The sequence below is a fragment of the Aminobacterium sp. genome (assembly GCF_034926885.1).
Taxonomy (GTDB): Bacteria; Synergistota; Synergistia; order Synergistales; family Aminobacteriaceae; genus Aminobacterium.
The window spans coordinates 1-20,096 of sequence record NZ_JAYFQR010000023.1 but is presented as its reverse complement, the minus strand read 5'-3'; the positions used below and the strand labels follow the sequence as shown (position 1 = coordinate 20,096).

The following is a 20,096-nucleotide window of genomic DNA, read 5'->3' as shown; positions in this document are numbered from 1 at the left end:
TCTGTTACATGTGTTTGGAGGGGTTACTATGCACGAAATGTCTCTTGTCGAGTCGGTGATAGAATCTCTACTTCAGCTCAAAGAACAATATGGTTGGGAACGCGTAGAAAAAGTAACCCTCCATGTCGGTGCGATGCGTCAGGTTATTCCTGATGTCATGATTTTTGCCTACCAGATAGCGACAGAACATACTCCCCTAGAAGGTTCCAAAATGGAAATAATCGAAGTACCAATGCATTTCCGATGTAAAAAATGTCTTAAAGAATGGGGAGAAGATCAAATGGACTTTGTCTGTCCCTTTTGTGGTGGTTTTGACGTAGATGTTTTATCTGGCATGGAGTTGGATATTGAGTCAGTGGAGGTGCAGGAGTGTCATGGCGAAAGTGTATAAAATTAAGCAATCGGTAATGGCAGCTGATGAAGAATATGCTCGTCGTATGCGTGAGGAAACTCTTCGTCGAGGGATTCTCGTTATCAATATTATAGGTTCACCTGGAGCAGGTAAAACCACTCTCCTTGAAGCTACCAAAAAGAAGGCTTCTTTTAGATTCGCTGTTATTGAAGGTGACATTGCTACGTCGAGAGATGCCGAACGCTTGGCAAAATTAGAAGTACCAGCTATTCAGATCAATACCCATGGCGGGTGTCATCTTGAAGCGAATTTGGTTAGTGAAGCATTTAAAGAGCTTCCTCTTGATAATCTTGACGTTATTTTTATAGAGAATGTGGGAAACCTTGTTTGTCCGGCAGAGTTTGATATAGGAGAAGACATGAAAGTGGCGGTGAGCAGTCTTCCTGAGGGTGCTGATAAACCCCTTAAATATCCTCATCTTTTTTCTGAAGCAAAGGCAGTGCTTCTGACGAAGATGGATTTGGTACCCTACATTCCTTTTGATATGGACTTATATAAAAATGATTTAAAGCATCTCAATCCTAATGTGAATTATATTGAGGTGGAAGCTTTGCAGGGTAAAGGGATTGATGAGTGGGTACGTTTAATTGAATCATGGATAAAGGAGAAACGTTCTGTATGACTGTAGCTGATTCTATATTAGATAAATTAAATCCTAGACAACAGGAGGCTGTACGTTACTGTGATGGCCCCCTCTTAGTCTTAGCAGGAGCAGGAAGCGGTAAGACAAGAGTTTTAACCCATAAAATTGCTTATTTGATTGAAAAGGGATATGCGTCTCCATCTGGGATTTTAGCTGTAACGTTTACGAATAAAGCAGCTAGAGAGATGAAAGAGAGAGTCGAAGCCATTTCTGGAGAGAAGGCTTCGGCAATGCAGGTTAGCACCTTTCACTCTTTTGGCTTGCACTTCCTTTTTCGCAATAGTGACCAGTTGGAATTTATTGGTTTGAAAAGGGGTTTTGCTATTTTTGATCGCAACGATAGCCGAGCTCTTGTCAAGAAAGTGATGGAAGATCTGAAACTGGATCCTAAACAAATTGACCCAACGCACGTTCTTGATCGTATTTCGAAGGCAAAGACTGATGGTGACCCGAAAACCCTTGAACCTGTTGGGCTTGAAGGAATAGAACATGAAGTATATAGAAAATATAATGATGAACTTCGTCAACAGAATGCAGTAGATTTTGACGACCTTCTTATTTTGCCTCTTCATCTTCTAACAGCGGATCAGGATTTGTGCAAAAAGGAACAGGCCCGTTTGAAATGGGTTCTTGTTGATGAATACCAGGATGTTAATAAACCCCAATATCTGCTCTTACGCCGTTTAATCGGAACGTCAGGCCATATTATGGTTGTGGGTGATCCTGACCAATCCATATACGGTTGGCGTGGAGCCGATATGACAATGATTCTAAATTTTGAGAAAGACTTCCCCGCTGCAAAAGTTGTTGTTCTTGACCAGAACTATAGGTCTACAGGTAATATATTAAAAGCGGCAAATTCGGTCATTCTCAGCAATATCCGAAGAAAACAGAAGAATCTTTGGACTGCCAGAGATATGGGAGAAAAAATTTATGTGCTTCTCTCTCCTAACGAGTATAAAGAAGCGGATTTCATCGTATCAGAAATTAAAAAATTACATGATTTCCGAGGCTATAAATATGGAGACATGGCTGTTTTATATCGAATAAATGCAATGAGCCGTATTTATGAGCAAAAATGTATTGAAAAAGGAGTTCCTTATAGAGTAGTGCGAGGAACAGCTTTCTATGATCGTAAAGAAATTAAAGATGTAATATCCTTTATGCGGTTGGCTGTCAATCCTCTTGATGGAGCATCACTTTCGAGAATAGCAAACGTTCCTACACGTGGCCTGGGGAAGAAAAGTTTAGAAAAGCTTTCTTCTATATTGGCCTCCTTCCCAGCGATGGAAGCAGAGCAAGTATGGTCTGTTCTTTCTTCGGGGAAAGATTTAGATTTGACAGGTAAAGCTAAAACAGGCGCTATGGAGTTAGCTACACATATGGAAAACATCTTAAGAAAATCCGGATGTTTCCGCGATGTTCTTCTTTACATTCTTGATAGCATAGGGTATGAAGATCAATTAAAGAAAGATGACCCAGATGGTTGGGAAGAGCGAGTTGAGAATATCAGGGAATTAGGTTCGTTAATTTCTACTGGTGGAGATTTAGCTGAGGTCTTGGCGGAAGTAGCTCTTTTTACAGATTTTGAAACAACTGATATGGACGATATGGGGGCTGTTAATTTCCTTACGTTACATGCCGCGAAGGGATTGGAGTTTCCCGTAGTTTTTCTTGTCGGACTCGAAGAAGCTATTTTCCCTCACTTTAAATGTTTAGAAGATCAAGATAGTCTCGAAGAAGAACGACGCTTGTGCTATGTTGGTATGACACGGGCAGAAGAGAAATTATATATGACTGGAGCGCGAAGTCGGCGCCTTTTTGGAACCGTTTTTCGTAATGGCCTTTCCCGTTTCTTATGGGAGATTCCAGACGGGACCAAAAATGTTGATGATCGGGGCGAGGAGGAGATGTCCTATGCTAGTTTTGGGCGTGACAGGAGACGTTGGGGCTGGTAAGTCTACTGTAAGTCGAATCTGGAAAAGCCTTGGTGCAAGTATTATTGATGCAGACGTCTTGGCGCATGAAGCGTGGAAGGATTCCACTGTTTTAAGACGAGCAAGTGAGAGATGGGGAAGCCAGGTTCTTCTTTCTAACGGACAGATTAACCCTTCTGCTGTAGCATCAATTGTTTTTTCTGACTCCTCTGAATATGAATGGGTATGTTCTATGCTTCACCCTACAATTCGCATGGAAATGGAGCGACAAGTAACGTCTTTAAATGGATGGGTTGTTGACGAAATACCGCTTCTTTTTGAAAACGGCGTTCCATGGTGGATTGACTTTACTGTCTATGTTACAGCTCCCCTTGAGCTGCGTCTTGCAAGAAATGAAGTTCGAGGCTGGACGAAAGAGGAGATAGAACGTCGAGAGCGGTTTCTTCGCAATGCTGATGAGAAAGCGGAAGAAGCCGATTTAGTTGTGAGAAACGATGTTTCTATTCATGATCTTGAGCAAAGTCTAAGCCGATATGCTGCTATGTTTAAAAAAATGGCAGCTTTTTGTGAAATCAGAGCATATTCTTCCCATGAACTTGTTCTTCGTAAAGCGGCCATACGGCTAGGAGCATCAGGTCTCGTGTCAAGAATTGAAATCGAGCCTTTGACGAATGCTCTTGTGCAAGGCGGAACTCTTTCCATGGGCAAGCGGTATATGATGCGTGGCTATTCATGTGAATTTCATTGGCCTTCTCTCGAAAAAATGTTATATGAAGAAAGTATTGAAGACGCTGAATGTTACGCTCTTCGTCGGTTATCTCGACCTCTTAGAAATAATCTGGTGGAGGAAATTGTCGGGTGAAAATAATAACGAGTCATATGGGAAACGATTTTGATTCTATAGCGAGTATGGTTGCTGCGTCGAAGCTGTATCCTGATGCTGTTCTTTCTTTATCCGGATCAACCAGTAGAACTGTGCGCGACTTTTTAAGGAAATTCCCTCAACGTTGGCCCATCGTGACTCCCCGTAAAGTAAGAAAAGATGAGGTAACGCAGCTTATTGTTGTCGATACACGTTCCCGATCAAGAATTGGTCCCTTTGCCACACTTTTGGGTAGACATGACGTTTCAGTTCATGTATATGATCACCATCCTCCTTCATCAGATGATATTGATGGAGAATTAATGGTTATTGATCCTGTAGGTGCTACGACCACTCTTCTTGTAGAAATTCTTTTACAGCGTCATATTCATGTAACTCCCCATGAAGCGACACTATTTGCCATGGGAATCTACGAAGATACGGGTGGTTTAACTTTCGGTGGTACAACTGTTAGAGATTTTACAGCTATATCGAATTTGAAAGAACTGGGTGCTGATTTAACGATTATCCCAGCTCATATTGAAATGAGTTTCTCAGCCTCTGAACGGAGAATATTGGATTTACTTATAGAAAATGCATGGGTTCGTTATATTAATGGAGCGCGGGTAGTTCTTTCTTATACCGCGTCTTCTGTATATGTTGATGGCCTTTCTCTTTTCGTTCACCGCTTGCGTGACTATTTCACGGCAGATATTGCATTAGCTGCTGTTCGGATGGAGAAGAGAACGTATGTTGTCGCGCGAAGCCATGAAAACATACTCGATGTATCAAAATTTTTAGCCCATCTTGGCGGAGGAGGTCATCCTCAAGCTTCCTCTGTTACTCTACATAATGTTCGCCCTCTTTCCATTCTTGAAACGTTGGAAAAGAAATTGGAAGAATCAATCCAACCACGGCTCAAAGTTGAAGATATTATGACGAGTCCTGTTATGGCTGTTGAGCCTGATTCTTCTGTAAATGATGCTTACCGAACAATGATTCGTTATGGACATTCAGCACTCCCCGTTGTTTTTGCAGGGAGGGTCCGAGGTATTATTACTCGGAAAGACCTTGATAAAGCTCAGCTTCATGGTTTCGGATTAGCCCTTGTCAAAGAATTTATGACAGAGAGTGTTATTTCCGTAGCAAAAGAAGCCTCCATTTCAGAAGCTCATCGAATTCTTGTCTTTCATAACATAGGAAGACTTCCAGTGCTTGATGGGAAAGAGTTAGTAGGTATCATTACACGTACAGATCTCGTAAGAGCACTGTATCCAGAATCGCTCCCTCCTGAAGAGAGAAAAATTGCGCCGGAGCTTCCATGGTCTGACAATTTAGAACTTCTTTTGCAGAAGAAGTTGAAACCAAGGCAATTAGAAGTGCTTACCTATCTGGGAGAAAGAGCGGAAGCTCTTGGCATGAAAGCATATATCGTTGGAGGCATAGTGAGAGACCTCATGCTCGGTAGAGAAAGCCTTGATTTAGATGTTGTTGTTGAGGGTAATGCTGTCGATTTTTTAAAAAGTTTAAAACAGGAAGATTGTCACATATCAGTTCATGAACGTTATAAGACTGGGACTCTTGTTTTTGGAGATGGTGTAAAAGTAGATGTTGCTACAGCTAGACGTGAATTTTATGAATATCCACTTGCTCAGCCAAAAGTATCAAGCGACTCATTAAAACATGATCTTTATCGACGAGACTTTACTATTAATGCTATGGCAATTTCTATCACTCCTTCAACATGGGGAACTCTTGTCGATTATTTTGGCGGTCGGCGGGATTTGAAGAAGAAGACGCTCAAGGTTTTACACAATTTAAGTTTTGTAGAAGATTCTACGCGAGTTATACGTGGTATTCGCCTTGAACAACGCTTAAATTTCCATATAGAAGATAATACGTTAAGGCTTTTAACGAGTTGTTTGCGTGGTGGTTTGTTATCTCGATTATCTGGGTACCGCCTTCGTAGTGAACTAGAGTTGACAATGCAGGAAAAAAATCCCTATCCTGCATTAAAAAGAATGTCGGAATTATCGGTATGGGATATTCTTTTCCCAGGAATACGAATTGGTAAAACGACAATGAGAACCATTCGTCGTCTTTCGGCGTTTCTGGCTAGAATCTCAAGAGATTTTCCTGATTTTAAAGGGGACGAGTGGCTTGCTTTTCTTGCAGCACTAGCAATGGAATCTGACGAAACTATACAATCATCGGTATTAGATCGTTTAAGTCTTGCTCCAAGAGAACGGGAAATCATGGTACAATCCCTCGACGGACTTGGTGCAGCTGAGCAAGATCTCGGCGGTCGAATTCCGAAAAAGAATTCAGAGATTTACCACTATTTTTATGAAGTATCTCCAGTAACAGCGTTGTTCTGGAGCGCTGCAACGGAGCGATGGAGAGTACGACGGCGAATACTTTCTTTCTTAACGAAGCTCCATAAAACAAAGAGCTACTTGACTGGCCGTGACTTAATTCAAATGGGATATCGCGGAGGGCCGCAACTTGGACAAATTTTATCTCAGTTGAGAGATCGTTGTCTTGATGAAGAGCTAACGTCTCAAGAAGAGGAGCTCGCTTGGGTGCAACGCAACTTCCCCATTAAAGGAGTGTGAGAGTAACAATGCATTTTCCGTCTCTACCTGAATTATTATTGAGTCTTCCTGCCGTATTGTGGGCGATAACATTTCACGAGTTTTGCCATGGCTATATGGCTTACATATTAGGTGATCCTACAGCTGAAAGAGCAGGACGATTGACACTTAACCCCTTAGCACACTTAGATCCCGTTGGAGCAATAATGCTTCTGATTTTCCGTTTTGGCTGGGCCAAACCAGTTCCCATAGATTCTCGTTATTTCAAAAAACCGAGACGAGATCTCTTTCTTGTTTCTATTGCTGGAGTGGTGGGCAACTTGCTTACAGCGGCTTTGGTAGGAATACTTGTTCGTATCTTCCCTTCTTTCTTTTTGGGTAATCCGGCTCTTCGACTTTTTATGTTTCTCATGGTTGTAATCAACGTGGGATTGGCTGTCTTTAACTTAATCCCAATTCCGCCACTTGATGGTTCAAAAGTTCTTTACTCTATTATGCCTCCTCACTGGCTGGAAAAGTACTTCTGGCTGGAACGTTATGGGTTCATCATTCTTATGCTTTTGCTGGCTCTCGGTGTAATCCAAGCCGTAATGAACCCCATTGTATTTTTCCTGATTCGCTTGATATTGTAGTGATATTGATATGCAGAGTTGAGAGAGGATGAGTGATATTGAAGATACTTTTGACAAATGACGATGGTGTATTTGCGCCGGGTCTTGTAACGTTAGCTTCCTATCTTTCCAGTAAAGGATATACATGGACGGTTGTTGCTCCTGATAGAGAGAGAAGCAGTGTTGGACATGCCATTACTTTGACTCGCCCTCTTCGTTTATCAGAAATTAGCCAGGGGGTCTATCCCTCAGGTCAGAGGGTTTATGCTTGTGATGGTACTCCGTCTGATTGTGTTGTTTTAGGAGTCGAGGAAGTATCTCCTGAGGTCAACATGGTTATATCGGGAATAAACAATGGGCCTAATGTAGGAGATGATCTCACCTATTCAGGGACTGTTTCGGCAGCTATGGAAGGCGTTATTATGGGGCGCCCCTCAATTGCTGTCTCACTGAATTGCAGCAGTCGTGACGAAGTATGCCATTATGATACGGCAGCTATCGTTATAGGAAAAATTCTAGAAGTTCTAGAGAAGGAACCGCTAGATGAAGGTGTCTTGCTTAATGTAAATGTGCCTAATCTTCCTATCCCTCTTTTAAAAGGAGTACGTGTTACACGCAAAGGCGTGCGCCTTTATGAAGGAAAAGTTACACAACTGAGAGATCCCCATGGCCGAGTTTATTTTTGGGTATCAGGTCGTCCCGAAGATCAGCTTATTGAAGGTTGTGATGTTTGGGCTTTGGCGAACGGTTATGTGTCGATTACGCCTGTACATATGGATATGACTCATTATCCGTCGGTTGAACGTTATTCGAATAATGGACTTGAAAAAATAAACTTTTAGTCACTTTAAAAAAAACAGTTGACAAAGGTTCATTGTCGTGTATAATGCTTTCAATAAATAAAAAAAGCATAGTGCGGCAATGAAAGGGAAAAGTATTCCCTCCTCTTTTCGACAGAGAGAAAAGGTCACCGGTTGAGAGCCTTTTTAGTTAAACGGGGGAAGAATAGAGCCCTTGAGCTAACCTCGAAGAAAGACGAATAGTCAAGTAGAGGTAATGAAGTGAGTGAAAGAAACAAAATTTTTTTTGGTCTTTCGCTAATATGGGTGGCACCGCGGGTATCAAGCCCGTCCCTGGTAATACTGGGGACGGGCTTGTTTTTTTAAGGATGAGTGAAAGGGGAGCTTTTGAAATGCTTGATAAGAAAAAGGTGGTACTTGCTTATAGTGGCGGTCTTGATACGTCTGTAGCAACTATGTGGCTCAAAGAAAAAGGATATGAAGTCATTACTATGACTGCTGATGTTGGACAGACTGTGGATTTGGAAGAAGCAAAACAGAAAGCACTTAAAAGTGGTGCATCTAAAGCGTATGTTATGGATTTAAAAGATGAATTTGTTAAAGAGTTTGTTTGGCCAGCTTTGAAGGCAAATGCTACGTACCAAGGAACGTATCCCCTTAACTCTGCACTTTCACGTCCTTTGATTGCCAAGGCTATGGCCATGGTGGCTAAAAAGGAGAATGCCGGAGCAGTAGCTCATGGATGTACAGGGAAAGGACAAGATCAGGTGCGTATAGAAGTATGCACTAACGCCTTGAACCCAGAACTTGACGTACTTGCTCCAGTTCGGGATTGGCACTTTAGCCGAGAGGCTGAAATGGAATATGCTCAGCAACACGGAATTCCTGTTAAGGCAACTACGGCATCTCCATACAGTATTGATGAAAATCTTTGGGGACGATCCATCGAATGTGGAATTTTAGAAGATCCATGGAATGAGCCACCTTCTGATGCATATACATTGACTGTAGATCCTTGGAACGCTCCTGACCATCAGGAATTTGTTGAAATAACTTTTGAAAAAGGAATACCGGTGGCGCTAAACGGAGAAAAAATGGATGGTCCCTCACTCATTCTTGCTCTAAATGCAATTGCTGGAAAACACGGCGTGGGTCGAATAGATATGGTAGAAGATCGTCTTGTAGGCTTTAAGAGTAGGGAAGTGTATGAATGTCCAGCAGCTATTACACTTATTGCGGCTCATAAAGCATTGGAAACACTAACTCTTGATAAAAAAGTGTTGGCAGCAAAGAAAGAACTGGAAGCTACATATGCAGAACTCACATATGAGGGATATTGGTATTCGCCTTTGAAGGAAGCTATAGATAGTTTTGTTGATACGACACAAGAATATGTAAATGGCGTTGTTAAAGTTCGCTTCTATAAAGGACAAGCCGTTGTTCGAGGCATGAAATCTGAGAGTTCTATATATCAACAGAATTTAGCGACATACTCAGAGGGAGACGCCTTCGATCACCAGGCCGCAGTTGGGTTCATCAAAATCTGGGGGCTTCCTTTAAAGACTTGGAAACAGGTACATAAGGATAAAGTGCCAGTTGAGATTTTTTGTTAACTATACATTACAAAAGTGTTGAGGGGAGAGATGATAATGAAAAAGGTAGTTTTAGGGTTGGTGGTTTTAGCGCTTATTGTAGGAATGATAGGAGTGCCGGCTTATGCTGCTTCAATTATGGACAAGGACACCATAATTGTAGGAACATCTGGTTCATATCCTCCTTTTGAGTTTCATGATAAAACAGGAGCTCTTGTAGGTTTTGATATTGACCTTGCTAATGAAGTTGGGAAACGCCTTGGGAAGAAAGTTGAATGGGTGGATATGGCTTTTGATGGAGTGATTCCTTCGCTGCTAACGGGAAAAATTAACATGATAGCTGCTGCTTTGAGTATTACTGAGGAGCGAAGCAAGAAGGTAGCATTTTCTACCCCATATATGGTGAGTTTGAGTGCTTTTGTTCTTCCTGTTGGTAGCGCTGAGATGAAGAGTCTTGAAGATTTTAAAGGGAAGACAATCGCTGTTCAGCTTGCTACAACGCAAGATGTGTTTGTTTCTGAAATTGAAGGTATAACGGTGAAACGGTTTCCAAAATTGAATGACGCTGTTCGAGAAGTGGCTCTGAAGAGGGCGGATGCTTCATTTATGGATGAGACTGTTGCTGAAACATATATTAACAGTGACGAATTTAAGGGGCAGCTTGAAAAATCCTTTACAGTAGAGCTTAAAGGAGCTAAACAGGCACTAGCTGTAAGCAAGGAAGATCCCGCTTTTCTTGATGCTGTAAATGGAGTTCTAAAAGAACTAGAAGAAGAAGGGTTTATTTCCGAGCTACATAAAAAGTGGAATACTAAAAAGAATTAGTTTTCTAAAAATTGTAAGAGTAAGAAATACTATAAAAGCACATTAGCCACATTGGTTGGTGTGCTTTTTTGTTTTGGCAGACTCTTTATTACGTTGTACAATATAAATTGATATCGTAGCTCTTACTTCATTAAGGAGGATGCTATAACAAATGACAGAACCTAAAAAATTGACTCCTCGCGGTAAGGTCCTCATTGCCTTAACAATTATAGTTATTTTTATTTTTGGCTTAACAGCTTTTCTAGGTCGAGAAAGTATCGGGACTCTATTTCAAGGTAAACTTAGATATTTTTGGGTCGTTATTCTTCTTGCTGTGGGCTATTTTTCTGCTCACGAGACAAAATAAAAGGTAGCATTTCGAGGTCTTCTTTATTAAGTAAATAGTACGAATTTAAAAGAGTATATTGTGGAAAGACTGAAAGTGAACTTCTAATAGCTTCCAACAGGGGGATTCCCTGACTTTCAGCATTTAAAACAATACCTGTACGGTTTTCATCATAATGCTCATTCAATACACGAACAAGAGAGTTTACTCTCTCTTGTTGTTCCAGATCAGGGGCATAGGGTTCTCTGACGATATACGGTATTTTGTTCTCCTTAGCTAAGAAAAGAAGGGACTGGCTATCAATTCCAGCTGTTTCTGCAAGGTGCTGAGAGCTAAGAGAATCAAGCATAATCAAGGCAACTTCTTTATTCTGGAACTGATCTTCTTTCATCAGCTCTTTTAAAAGTTGTGTATATATCTGAGTCAAAGTTTCTCTTCTTGTTTGAAGCAATGTTGTTTGATCTTCTTCACTAATATCCTTTCCAGGCAAAAAGAAAGAAGCGGGATCTTTCCTATGTATTTGTGCGTAGCTTTCTCTGAAGCTTGGATGCATAGGCGTAAAACGTGCGGGGTCGCCAATTCCTTCGTCGGGATGTTCAAAATATAGATCTGCAATATAGATACCATCCCAAGAAAAGGAATTGAGGTGTTTCTGCAAAAAACGGATGGTTTCTTTGAAGCAATTTGGGTCTTCAAGAGCCATAAGAGGTCGCCATTCAATGAAAGCATCGGAGAGCAAGGCTGTCTTTTCCCGCCACTCAGGGTATGTATTCCAAAACTCTTCCGAAACCAATGGAAGTTCAAGCCACGCTTCTATTGTCATATTTTGTTTGTGAGCTTCTTCAATAAATTTTTTTGTGAAGTCAACATAATCAGGCGAAGTGTACCAGGCACTTAAAATACATCGTGAAAAGCCTTCAGAAGCGATTTGCTTCGCAAAAGAAACAGGATCTCGATCATAGAAAAAGCCCCAGTCAATCATGATAGAAAGAGTAGATATATTTTTTTCAGGGGCGTGTTTTTCGGGCAAAATATTCCATTCATATTGCAAAAGGTCAAAGAAAAAGGGATACACTGTTCCGATGTCAATGGAAGCGCTGAGAGGAAGCGCGCTGTAAACGCAGCGAACATTTTTATACTTAAATTCAACGCAAAGTGGTTCATTGAGAGCTGTCTCGGCCAATATGCGGCTTTGAGACGGGGCGCTAAATACTTCAAAAGGTAATGATGAAGGAAGTTCTACAACGTTTTTTCTTTTTCCTTGCCAAAGATAGAAAGGTACCAACCCTTTTTTTGATGACCAAGAGAGACCAATTGTTTGTGACAGCAGGCTAGGTGAGTCTGTTAAAAGTGTTGCAGATTGTTTAATTGTTCTTAGTAACTCTTCGATATCTTTCTGAGACATTTCTTGTGCACTTTCTCCTGGAACGATGACCAATGAAGCTTGTTGAGCAGTGCGAATGTCTGAAGACATTGTCGCTTTAAAACCATAATTGTTTAAAAGAGAAAGAAGAGAAGAGTCTGAGGTCTCTTTTGTTGTTAAGACAAAAATATCTGGATTTTGAGTTTCATTGGGTAAAGGGGAAGCATAGACCAATTTCGTTTGAGTAGCCAATATAAGGCATAAAAGAAACATGCAGAGCATTTTCTTCATATCATTCACCTCTAAAAGTTTACTTCTGTTCTAAAATGCCACATGTTGTTGTCGAGATAGTCTGCCTCAGCGTCCCCGTAATGAATATCGTCATAAAGTAGTTCAAAGAAGGCAGAAGGGGTAATATGGTAACGAACGCCGATAGACCAGTTTGTAGTGTCGTAATCATTTCCGCCTGTGTTCTCATAGCGTATATTGGCGTATCGCTGAAAGGTAGTCCATTTTTCAGAAATATCTTGAACAGTCTTTATAAAAAATACGTTTGTAGAAAACTCACCTAAGTGAGGGGTAACTTCGAAAGAGTATTTATTCCATGGCTGATGGTCTGTCTTAAAGTTTTTGTCGAAATGTGCGTATTCAATCCAGAGGTTTGTCAATTTCAATTGTTCTTGTTTTATGTCAAGAATAGCCTTCCATGCCTGAGGAGATTGATCGTCTGGATAGGCCCATTTCTCAAGATCCTCAACGTACCAAGCTCCCCTAAAAAAGGTGTTGAAATTCAGGGCATATTCGAAATCGAGCCATGCGACTTTCCAGTCAGAAATATCGGGGTTTGTTCTTGAATCATTAAAATAATCGTGATAGAGGCCGTTAATAGCTAGGCGGAAGCGCTCATCAAAGCGATGTGTCCATCTAATGCCGTAAAGACTTTGTTCTTCTTCAGATGTTACTTTGTCATCATGTGCTACAAAGAGAACAAATTGCCCTAATGGCAGATTTTTCGTCAGGTAATATCCAGTATGAATAGTATCTCCCATAAAAGCATCTGCATCTGTATAAATTTGGGATTCGGCTTCCCAATCGTAGTACCAACGTCCAGTCCTTAATGCGAAATCTCGGGGAAGCGTAAGATCAATCCAATAATAATCCCATTTTAAATTTTCCTTGTAATTGGGGTCATTACTATCATAGTGACCTAATCGTCCTACAAATGTTGTTTTGCTGTCGATAATTTTAGAAAACCAGAGATAAAAATCAGCAGGACGAAAATCATGGGTTCCTATTCCTGGCCCCATGTCTTCCTTAAATCGTCTACCGTCAAATTGAAAGGTTCCCCAAAATCTCCAATTTCCAATGTTTTCTTCTAATGTAGTTATCCTTTTGTCTAGAAGGTCGGTTTTAGAAGGAATAGCCGTAAGCTCATATTGGAATTCGCGTAACAGCTTTTTTAAAGCGATCACTTGGGCAACATCGATTTTTTCGATATCGACATGGTCAATGGTTTTAGCTAACATTTCTGCAACTTCATAACGTCTAAGCAATATGTCTCCCCGTAGGGAATGGTCAGGATAGCCTTTTATAATTCCTGCAGAAGCAAGTTGATGAATGGCATCATATGCCCAATGGCCTTCTGGTAAGTCTGTAAAAGGGGATTGTGCTTCTGAGGGAGAATACCCCCAGAAGCAAAGAAAAACAATTAAAGTTATATATATTTTCTTTTTGTGGTTGCAAAGCATAGAAATAATTGTCATTTTTATCTCCTATACATCCCCCAGAAATATCCCTTACATGCTCTTATTTCCGTCGTATTCGTGCAAAGAGAGCAATGAGGAGTATTGACATTATAGCTACTGCTACAAGAGTAAAGATTCCAAGATAGTTTCGATCAGACGAGAAGAGAAGGAGTACCTTTTGCCAGAAAGAAAGAGTAGGCTTTTCTTCTATTTTTTCCTCGGTTATAGAGGTGAAGAAAGGAATTGCATCACCAATGGGGGATATAAATGCAACGTCCCCATCGATATTCCAATCTAAAAGGGCCTGTCTGAAAGATACAGTTGTAGGCATTCTATGATTCCATGTGGAAATAATTTGAATACCTCCATTTTGTTTAGTTAATGAAAGAAGTGCACTTTGGTTTGCAAATGCAGGAAGCACTGGAATTTTCTCACCAGAGAGAATTTCTTCTTTTTCCGGATCGTACCCAACAGGAAGAGGAACGCCTTTTTCATGCAATGTCGCTACAGAAACAAGCAGCAACTGATTCTCTTCATTGTTTCCTGCTGTCCATTCGTCAAATGATTTGATATGAAATACTACTTTCCACGGCAATGTTCTTTGCCATGCAGAAAGAATAACAGAAAGCGCAGAAAGCTCTTTGCCTGTGGGTTCTTTTTCTGTGTAGATAGTTAGCTCTCTTTTCCCGTCTAATAGGTAAGGCATGTTGGAAAGTCGTGCTGTCAAAGGTACGATGTCGTGAGGAATATGTAGATACGAGTTTCTATCGATAGTTAGCCATGCACTCTCCATAAAGCGTTTTGTGCAATCTGGAATGTCTATATCAAGATAACTTTTCAACTGGAAAGAGATGAAACCATTATTCAATCTCTCTGCCGGAATCGGAACAGATAGACGCCCGTCATTTGCATTTTCAGGAGTAAGAGCGACTCCTTTCATTGGAACATTGTTTACATCAACTTCAAGAGCTGATTTTTTTCCTTCCAGATTTGGGGCGTGGCGGAACATAAGAACTAGAATAGGGTTCCCCTTAATTTTCCAGTTAGGTGGAATCTGATAATTTACTGTCTCTTGATGTTGTAAAATTCCACGAAATACAACATCGCTTCGTCCTATATCGACTAGACTGACATCTGCAACGTCACGAGGAACGTCTATTGTCTTGGGAAGAGGTAATGACGTTGGAATGGCCGATGCGGAGGCAAGCATTTGTTTGCGTGTTTCAGGTGTTAACAATGCTTGTACGGCGAAGCAAAGATCTTCTCCATTCCCAGCTGTAATAAGCATACGTCCGAAGGCTTCTTTATTCAAAAATACAGAGGCAAAAACATTCCCCTTTTCAAGTTTTTGGGTTGAATCGAATGTATTTAACAGCTCTTGTGTGAAACGGTCTTCATTTCCTAAATATAAAATGTGATGTTTCATTGCGATATCTCGAGTTACATCACTCATTGTTACTATTAAGGGGTAAAAATCCTTAAAAGGCACATTGTGAGTGAAACTTGAGATAAGGTCTACAGCTGCTTGAATTTCAAGACTTGATGGCGCATCTGGAAGAACAATAAGGGTATTGTCCGTCTGATAGTTTTCTGGTTCAAAGAAAGGAGCCGGGAATTGATTAAGGGCTAATTCTACAGACGGTACATATTTAAGATGAACCAGGCTTTCTCTATGAATTCGCAGCCAGTTTCCTGGGTTATTTACATTTGAGCATCTATCTTGATTAGAGTGCAGCATAGCATCTATTGTAAGCGAATTGACTCCCTCTACCATGCTATCGGGATCGAGAGGAATTTTTGAGATCCCTTTCCATTGGTTAATATCTTTCATACGTAATGTTGTAGTTCTACGTCCGTTAAGTGTTACAGTAAGACTGGAAATATCTGTATCGAGTATTTCAGAGTGGCTTGTAATAAGCTCCAGATATGATCCTTCCAGAGCTTTCCAGTTTGCAGGGAGGTTGAAGTAAAGGGTTGTTCCGCTGAAGATTATGTGCATGGGAATGTCTTCTACTGCTAAAACAGTATTAAGACTCTCTCCAGGAGGAAGTACTATTCCAGTATGGTGCTGGAGTACGTGGTTAGCTACTATTGAATCTTTATCAACGGCTTCATCAGTTATTGAAACTGCTTTTTTTTCTGCTTCGCCTACCTCTGCTATGGGTTGTTTGGGAGGCGTATAGTCTATTTTTCGAATATCTACAACAATGCGATCTGGATTCTTAAGGATATAGTGATTTACAGAAAGATTTCGCTCCAAAAGAAAAACCGTAGCTTTGGTTTCTCCAGCTGTTCCTTGAACAGAGAAGGAACGGGCCGGGGAGGGCAGCTGACCAGTGAAGGGGCGATAAAGTCCATCTGCTATTGTAAGAGTAATCTGATTAGCATTCTGTGTAAAAGAATACGAAGCTGGTCTGTTCATATCAATGACGAGGCGAATACCTCCTGTATGAATTCCCCAACGGACGTTTGTTATTTCTGCTTTCGCTTGTGGCGTTAAAACGAATAAAAATACCAATATGAAGCATATAAAAGTTGTTATTCGTTTCATGTTTATCCCGTCCTTTCAGTCTTGTGCCAGAAGGTTTCTTCTTTTTTAAATATTTTTATTAATGGGTGGAACAAGGCATTGAACATTACTAAAAGCCAAAGTTGCGTATAAGAAAAATACATTAAAAATCCTAAAAAGATGTTTTTGAGACGATCTTCTCCTGGTTCCGCCGTAAGTGTTATTGAAAGCTCTACAACAAATAGAAGAGTGGAAAGAGCCCATAGTGCATTGAATGGACCTTGTAGATTAATTCGGCTCAAACCAGAGATTCCCAAAATAAAGATGCATAAAGAAGCCGTGAGACTCGTTAAGAAAAGAAAGTAGATCATAAAGAGATAAAGCATATCGAAAAAAAGTTTCCATTGGCCTTCAAACAAAAGAGGAAAGAAGTATTTTTTCAGAACATAAATATTTCCTCGTGCCCATCGGGTTCTTTGTTTAAACCACACTCTCCACAACGATGGTTCTTCTTCCCATGTTATAGCGTAAGGAACCATTTTTATTGCTTTTTTACGAAGATAGATACGTATAGAAAGTTCCGTATCTTCAGTAAGAGCTCGTTCATCCCAGCCTCCAAGAGACTGTATAAGATCTTTCCATATTACAAAGTTTGTTCCTGGAATTGTAGCGAGTTTATATAATTTCCAACGCCCTGCTTGAGTCGTCCATTGAAAGAAAATGGTTTCAAGATTGATAAAGCGTGTTAATAAATTACGATCTTTATTCCGCGTACGAAATTTACCGATAACAGCACCGAGACGTGCTCTATCTTCTATGAGATTGCGCACAAGGTAGAGAAGAGCATTTTTCTCAGGAGTATTGTCAGCATCGTAAACGGCGATAACTTCTCCCTGTGCGACCTCTAATCCATAATTTAAAACGGCCGATTTCCCTTTTTTACCTCTGTCTTCAGGAACATCAACGACTTCCACATAAGGGCCAATGCTCCGTGCGGCTTTTCTGGCTACTTCGCCTGTTCTATCTGTGGAGTTATCGTTTAGGCAAATAATTTCGAGCAAATGTTTAGGATACTCAAGTCGTCCTATAGCTATAAGTGTTTTTTCTATAACAAGTTCTTCATTATGTGCTGGAATAAGTATAGAGACATAAGGTAGGTTTTCTGCTGTTGTTGAATCGAAGTGCCATTTTTCTCGTTCTGCGTGCACAGAATATTTGTAGCCGCTAAATGACAGCACGGCATGGTAAAGAAGCATTGTCCATATAACGATAAGACTGAACAGAAAAACGCCGTCTATTAGTGTCATTTAAAAAGATCCTTTCTTCGCCGTCTGGTAAGGCGAACATACACAAAAAGTAAGATGAAAGCGGTTATCCCTCCTGCTATAAGAGGGAACCATGCCCAAAGCATTTTTTGTGAATCAGAAGGAGGAACAGGCCATAAATCTGGCACTTCTTTAGGCGTATATAACAGTTTGCCTCCCATGGTTCCTGTATCGACAAAACTGTATCCCATATTTCTAATAAAAGGTATAAGTTCCTTTAAATACTCATCGCCCGCTAAATAAGGATGATAAAAGAAGCAGATAAAGGGATCGCGCACGATAGATGTAATAATACGCACCTTTTCCTCAATAGTTTTCAATGAAAGAAGCTGGGTTCCTGAAGCTATATATCCAACTTGTTCTGGCAGAACGCTAAGCCCTGACACTGTTTTCCTTATAATATATGGAAAAGCTTGTGTTGTTTGATATGTTTTATTGTTAACCATAAGCTCTCCAGCAATAGTGTTAAAGTAATTTATTAACTCTTCTTGCAATGAAAGAGGAAAGTTATAGTGAGGTGCTTCGAAGTAATTTGGCTGTAACCCTGCCTGATGAAATATCCAAAGTCCGTATTGCATGCGTTCGTGAAAGTATTTTCTTTCATTGGGTATAGGACGATCTACAGATATATCCCAAAATTCTGAGCCTTCTCCAGATATCCACTTATATTGGTGTGATGTCCCATGCATAATTATCGTTCCGCCATGCTCAACAGCATACTTTAATGTTTCTAAAAACGGTTTATTATCAACAAGCCGTATTGCATATTTAGATTCTGGAGTTACAAAAACAGGATAAACCGCCATGGCAAAGGGAACAGAGTTTGATGCGAGGTAATCTATAGTTTGTCGTAATTTTTTTAAGCTTTCTCCAGAATATGATGGATTTAAATCTTCAAGACGAACCATTGCCTTCTTTACGTGAGCATGAGGAATCCCCAAAACGTCATGTAAAAGATCAGCAAATATAAGATAACTTATTCCGGACGTAGCTACGCCTTGAAAAATCCATGTATTCCCTTTACGTGCAACATAGGGTATAAGCTGCTCTCCGTCATCAAGCGTTGAAAGTACTTTCCATTCATCTCCCAATTGAAGAGGATACATGCGAAATAACGTTTCTCTGAAACGTATATCCTTATACGTTATATGTGTCGTTGTTATTGGAGTAGTACTCGTTCCAAGCCAACGATGTGTTCCAACATAACAGGTTGTTTTCTCTCTTGAGCTAAGAACATTTTGAATTTCGATTGATGGAGAGTTTGAGTCTATGCTCGATACATAAAAGATGACATCAGGTTCGAGTAATGTCTTTGCTGTTGTTTTTTGTAGCGTATTCATTGTTATATTTATGTATTCAAAATGGCCTAATAAGTTGGCAACAAACATAGCACTATCTCTTTCAGGTTCGTCATAAAGAACAGTAACCTGATAAGGCGCCCCATAAAGGGGGAAAGCAAAAAATAGAAAAATCATACATCCCATTAAAAGAAGCAATATATATTTTTTCATACTTTTATTAATTTCATTTTTTAATGATGACTATACTCGTACTCTTTACGTGCTAATGTCATTAAAGAGACATACTCTTGACTATCTGCCGGACAAACAGCACTTCCTGTTTGTGGTGTCAATCGAATACGCCTAAAGTCATTTTCTCCCAGTGCGATATCTACATATTGTAATTTTTGCCGAATACGTTCTGCGAAAATATCAGTTCCTTCTCTTTCAGTATTAGGCAGCAAAAAGGCGAATTCTGCTTCATCTATTCGGGCAAGAAGATCTTCTGTTCTTTTACTAGACTTCAATATTTGAGCAACGTTACGTATAACGAGTCCTTTTGCTCTTTCTCCGTGCACATCTGTTAATTCTTTTAGAAAGGCGACTTTAATAAGCAGAATAGAGAAGTATCCCCCATATCTTTTTTGTCTGGCCAACTCTTCATTCATACGGAAGGCAAAACGTTTTGATGTTTCAAGACCGGTTTGTTCATCAATGACTACAAGAGAATCAATTTGTGTAGAGAGAATTGTCAGCCGTTCAGTTATATCTGAAATAATTTTCTCTAAGCCACCACCCACATATCCACTAAAGGGAACGATAAGAAGCCAAAAGAGACGAGAAGCATCAACAGGTGTTTGATTCTGCCTCCATAAGGCAAAGCCAACCTTAAAACTCCCATAAAGGAAGAGGATGACAAGAGAAAATATGAGCGAGGTGGTACTGCCACAGATCGATCCGATGAAAAGAGCAGTTGCTGCAAGGAGAGTCATGACATAATCTTCAAAGGGGATGGCATAGTTGATGAAAAACCACGTCATTACGACAGAAAAACCAATAAAGATCGCAAACGCAAAGAGCAGTAAACGCTTCTTGTATATCTGGGTTTGCCCTGTCAAGGGATATCCCCCCTTATATTGTAGATGGGCCAGAGTTTCGTTCCGTTTACTTAGGTAAAGTGAAAGAGATAATGAAAAAGGCGGGCACCTCTCCTTTATACTGGTGTTGCTCAAACAACCAAAATAAAGGATATAGGAGGTAAACCCGCCATGAC

16 protein-coding genes are annotated in these 20,096 nt (G+C 40.4%); 10 read left to right on the top strand and 6 right to left on the bottom strand.

The genetic code is table 11. The annotated features are described in order from the left end of the window. Positions 1–28: 28 nt before the first annotated feature. From hypA to VB083_RS09880, 10 genes are all read left to right on the top strand, one after another. The gene (hypA, locus tag VB083_RS09925; RefSeq protein ID WP_213691464.1) at positions 29–391 is read left to right on the top strand and encodes a hydrogenase maturation nickel metallochaperone HypA; all 363 of its coding nucleotides are present in this window, start codon (positions 29–31) and stop codon (positions 389–391) included. Continuing rightward, positions 375–1,034, top strand: coding sequence for a hydrogenase nickel incorporation protein HypB (gene hypB / locus VB083_RS09920; protein WP_213691465.1), 660 nt, complete (start codon positions 375–377; stop codon positions 1,032–1,034). Before hypA ends, hypB begins: the two co-directional genes overlap by 17 nt. Next, complete coding sequence (locus VB083_RS09915) at positions 1,031–3,013, top strand: ATP-dependent helicase (RefSeq protein WP_323402015.1); 1,983 nt, start codon at positions 1,031–1,033, stop codon at positions 3,011–3,013. Before hypB ends, VB083_RS09915 begins: the two co-directional genes overlap by 4 nt. Then, positions 2,973–3,854: a dephospho-CoA kinase gene (coaE, locus tag VB083_RS09910; protein ID WP_323402014.1), complete on the top strand. Its 882-nt coding sequence runs from the start codon at positions 2,973–2,975 to the stop codon at positions 3,852–3,854. The genes VB083_RS09915 and coaE overlap by 41 nt, the downstream gene beginning before the upstream one ends. Next, positions 3,851–6,469, top strand: a complete 2,619-nt coding sequence (locus VB083_RS09905; protein ID WP_323402013.1) for a CBS domain-containing protein — start codon at positions 3,851–3,853, stop codon at positions 6,467–6,469. Before coaE ends, VB083_RS09905 begins: the two co-directional genes overlap by 4 nt. An 8-nt stretch (positions 6,470–6,477) precedes the next feature. Continuing rightward, positions 6,478–7,080: a site-2 protease family protein gene (locus VB083_RS09900; protein WP_213691469.1), complete on the top strand. Its 603-nt coding sequence runs from the start codon at positions 6,478–6,480 to the stop codon at positions 7,078–7,080. A gap of 32 nt (positions 7,081–7,112) precedes the next feature. Then, the gene (surE, locus tag VB083_RS09895; protein WP_307880004.1) at positions 7,113–7,901 is read left to right on the top strand and encodes a 5'/3'-nucleotidase SurE; all 789 of its coding nucleotides are present in this window, start codon (positions 7,113–7,115) and stop codon (positions 7,899–7,901) included. Between the two features lie 350 nt (positions 7,902–8,251). Further along, a complete protein-coding gene (locus VB083_RS09890) occupies positions 8,252–9,472 on the top strand; it encodes an argininosuccinate synthase (RefSeq protein ID WP_213691471.1) in 1,221 nt (406 codons plus the stop codon). A gap of 36 nt (positions 9,473–9,508) precedes the next feature. Then, entirely contained in the window at positions 9,509–10,276 is a 768-nt protein-coding gene (locus VB083_RS09885; RefSeq protein ID WP_213691472.1) for a transporter substrate-binding domain-containing protein, read from the top strand. Positions 10,277–10,427: 151 nt separating this feature from the next. Then, positions 10,428–10,622 (top strand): hypothetical protein, encoded by a 195-nt coding sequence (locus tag VB083_RS09880; RefSeq protein ID WP_213695220.1) that lies wholly within the window; start codon positions 10,428–10,430, stop codon positions 10,620–10,622. Here VB083_RS09880 and VB083_RS09875 read toward each other — a convergent pair. Genes VB083_RS09875 through VB083_RS09850 form a run of 6 tightly spaced genes read right to left on the bottom strand, consistent with a single transcriptional unit; the run spans position 10,576 to position 19,941 of the window. Next, complete coding sequence (locus tag VB083_RS09875) at positions 10,576–12,255, bottom strand: hypothetical protein (RefSeq protein WP_213691474.1); 1,680 nt, start codon at positions 12,253–12,255, stop codon at positions 10,576–10,578. The two genes, VB083_RS09880 and VB083_RS09875, sit on opposite strands and share 47 nt — an antisense overlap. An 11-nt stretch (positions 12,256–12,266) precedes the next feature. After that, positions 12,267–13,727, bottom strand: a complete 1,461-nt coding sequence (locus VB083_RS09870; RefSeq protein ID WP_307880006.1) for an S-layer homology domain-containing protein — start codon at positions 13,725–13,727, stop codon at positions 12,267–12,269. A 43-nt stretch (positions 13,728–13,770) separates the two neighbouring features. Then, positions 13,771–16,260, bottom strand: a complete 2,490-nt coding sequence (locus tag VB083_RS09865) for a cellulose biosynthesis cyclic di-GMP-binding regulatory protein BcsB (RefSeq protein ID WP_323402012.1) — start codon at positions 16,258–16,260, stop codon at positions 13,771–13,773. A gap of 2 nt (positions 16,261–16,262) precedes the next feature. Next, entirely contained in the window at positions 16,263–17,525 is a 1,263-nt protein-coding gene (locus VB083_RS09860) for a glycosyltransferase (RefSeq protein WP_213690558.1), read from the bottom strand. Continuing rightward, positions 17,522–19,018 (bottom strand): DUF2334 domain-containing protein, encoded by a 1,497-nt coding sequence (locus VB083_RS09855; RefSeq protein WP_213701060.1) that lies wholly within the window; start codon positions 19,016–19,018, stop codon positions 17,522–17,524. The genes VB083_RS09860 and VB083_RS09855 overlap by 4 nt, the downstream gene beginning before the upstream one ends. A gap of 56 nt (positions 19,019–19,074) precedes the next feature. Then, the gene (locus VB083_RS09850; RefSeq protein WP_213701061.1) at positions 19,075–19,941 is read right to left on the bottom strand and encodes a GGDEF domain-containing protein; all 867 of its coding nucleotides are present in this window, start codon (positions 19,939–19,941) and stop codon (positions 19,075–19,077) included. Positions 19,942–20,096 lie beyond the last annotated feature (155 nt).

Coding starts and splice junctions, on each gene's coding strand:
- VB083_RS09885 (WP_213691472.1), top strand. CDS start 9,509: ATGAAAAAGGTAGTTTTAGGGTTGGTGGTTTTAGCGCTTATTGTAGGA.
- VB083_RS09855 (WP_213701060.1), bottom strand. CDS start 19,018: ATGATTTTTCTATTTTTTGCTTTCCCCCTTTATGGGGCGCCTTATCAG.
- VB083_RS09875 (WP_213691474.1), bottom strand. CDS start 12,255: ATGAAGAAAATGCTCTGCATGTTTCTTTTATGCCTTATATTGGCTACT.
- hypA (WP_213691464.1), top strand. CDS start 29: ATGCACGAAATGTCTCTTGTCGAGTCGGTGATAGAATCTCTACTTCAG.
- VB083_RS09890 (WP_213691471.1), top strand. CDS start 8,252: ATGCTTGATAAGAAAAAGGTGGTACTTGCTTATAGTGGCGGTCTTGAT.
- VB083_RS09860 (WP_213690558.1), bottom strand. CDS start 17,525: ATGACACTAATAGACGGCGTTTTTCTGTTCAGTCTTATCGTTATATGG.
- coaE (WP_323402014.1), top strand. CDS start 2,973: ATGCTAGTTTTGGGCGTGACAGGAGACGTTGGGGCTGGTAAGTCTACT.
- VB083_RS09865 (WP_323402012.1), bottom strand. CDS start 16,260: ATGAAACGAATAACAACTTTTATATGCTTCATATTGGTATTTTTATTC.
- VB083_RS09870 (WP_307880006.1), bottom strand. CDS start 13,727: ATGACAATTATTTCTATGCTTTGCAACCACAAAAAGAAAATATATATA.
- VB083_RS09915 (WP_323402015.1), top strand. CDS start 1,031: ATGACTGTAGCTGATTCTATATTAGATAAATTAAATCCTAGACAACAG.
- VB083_RS09880 (WP_213695220.1), top strand. CDS start 10,428: ATGACAGAACCTAAAAAATTGACTCCTCGCGGTAAGGTCCTCATTGCC.
- hypB (WP_213691465.1), top strand. CDS start 375: ATGGCGAAAGTGTATAAAATTAAGCAATCGGTAATGGCAGCTGATGAA.
- VB083_RS09900 (WP_213691469.1), top strand. CDS start 6,478: ATGCATTTTCCGTCTCTACCTGAATTATTATTGAGTCTTCCTGCCGTA.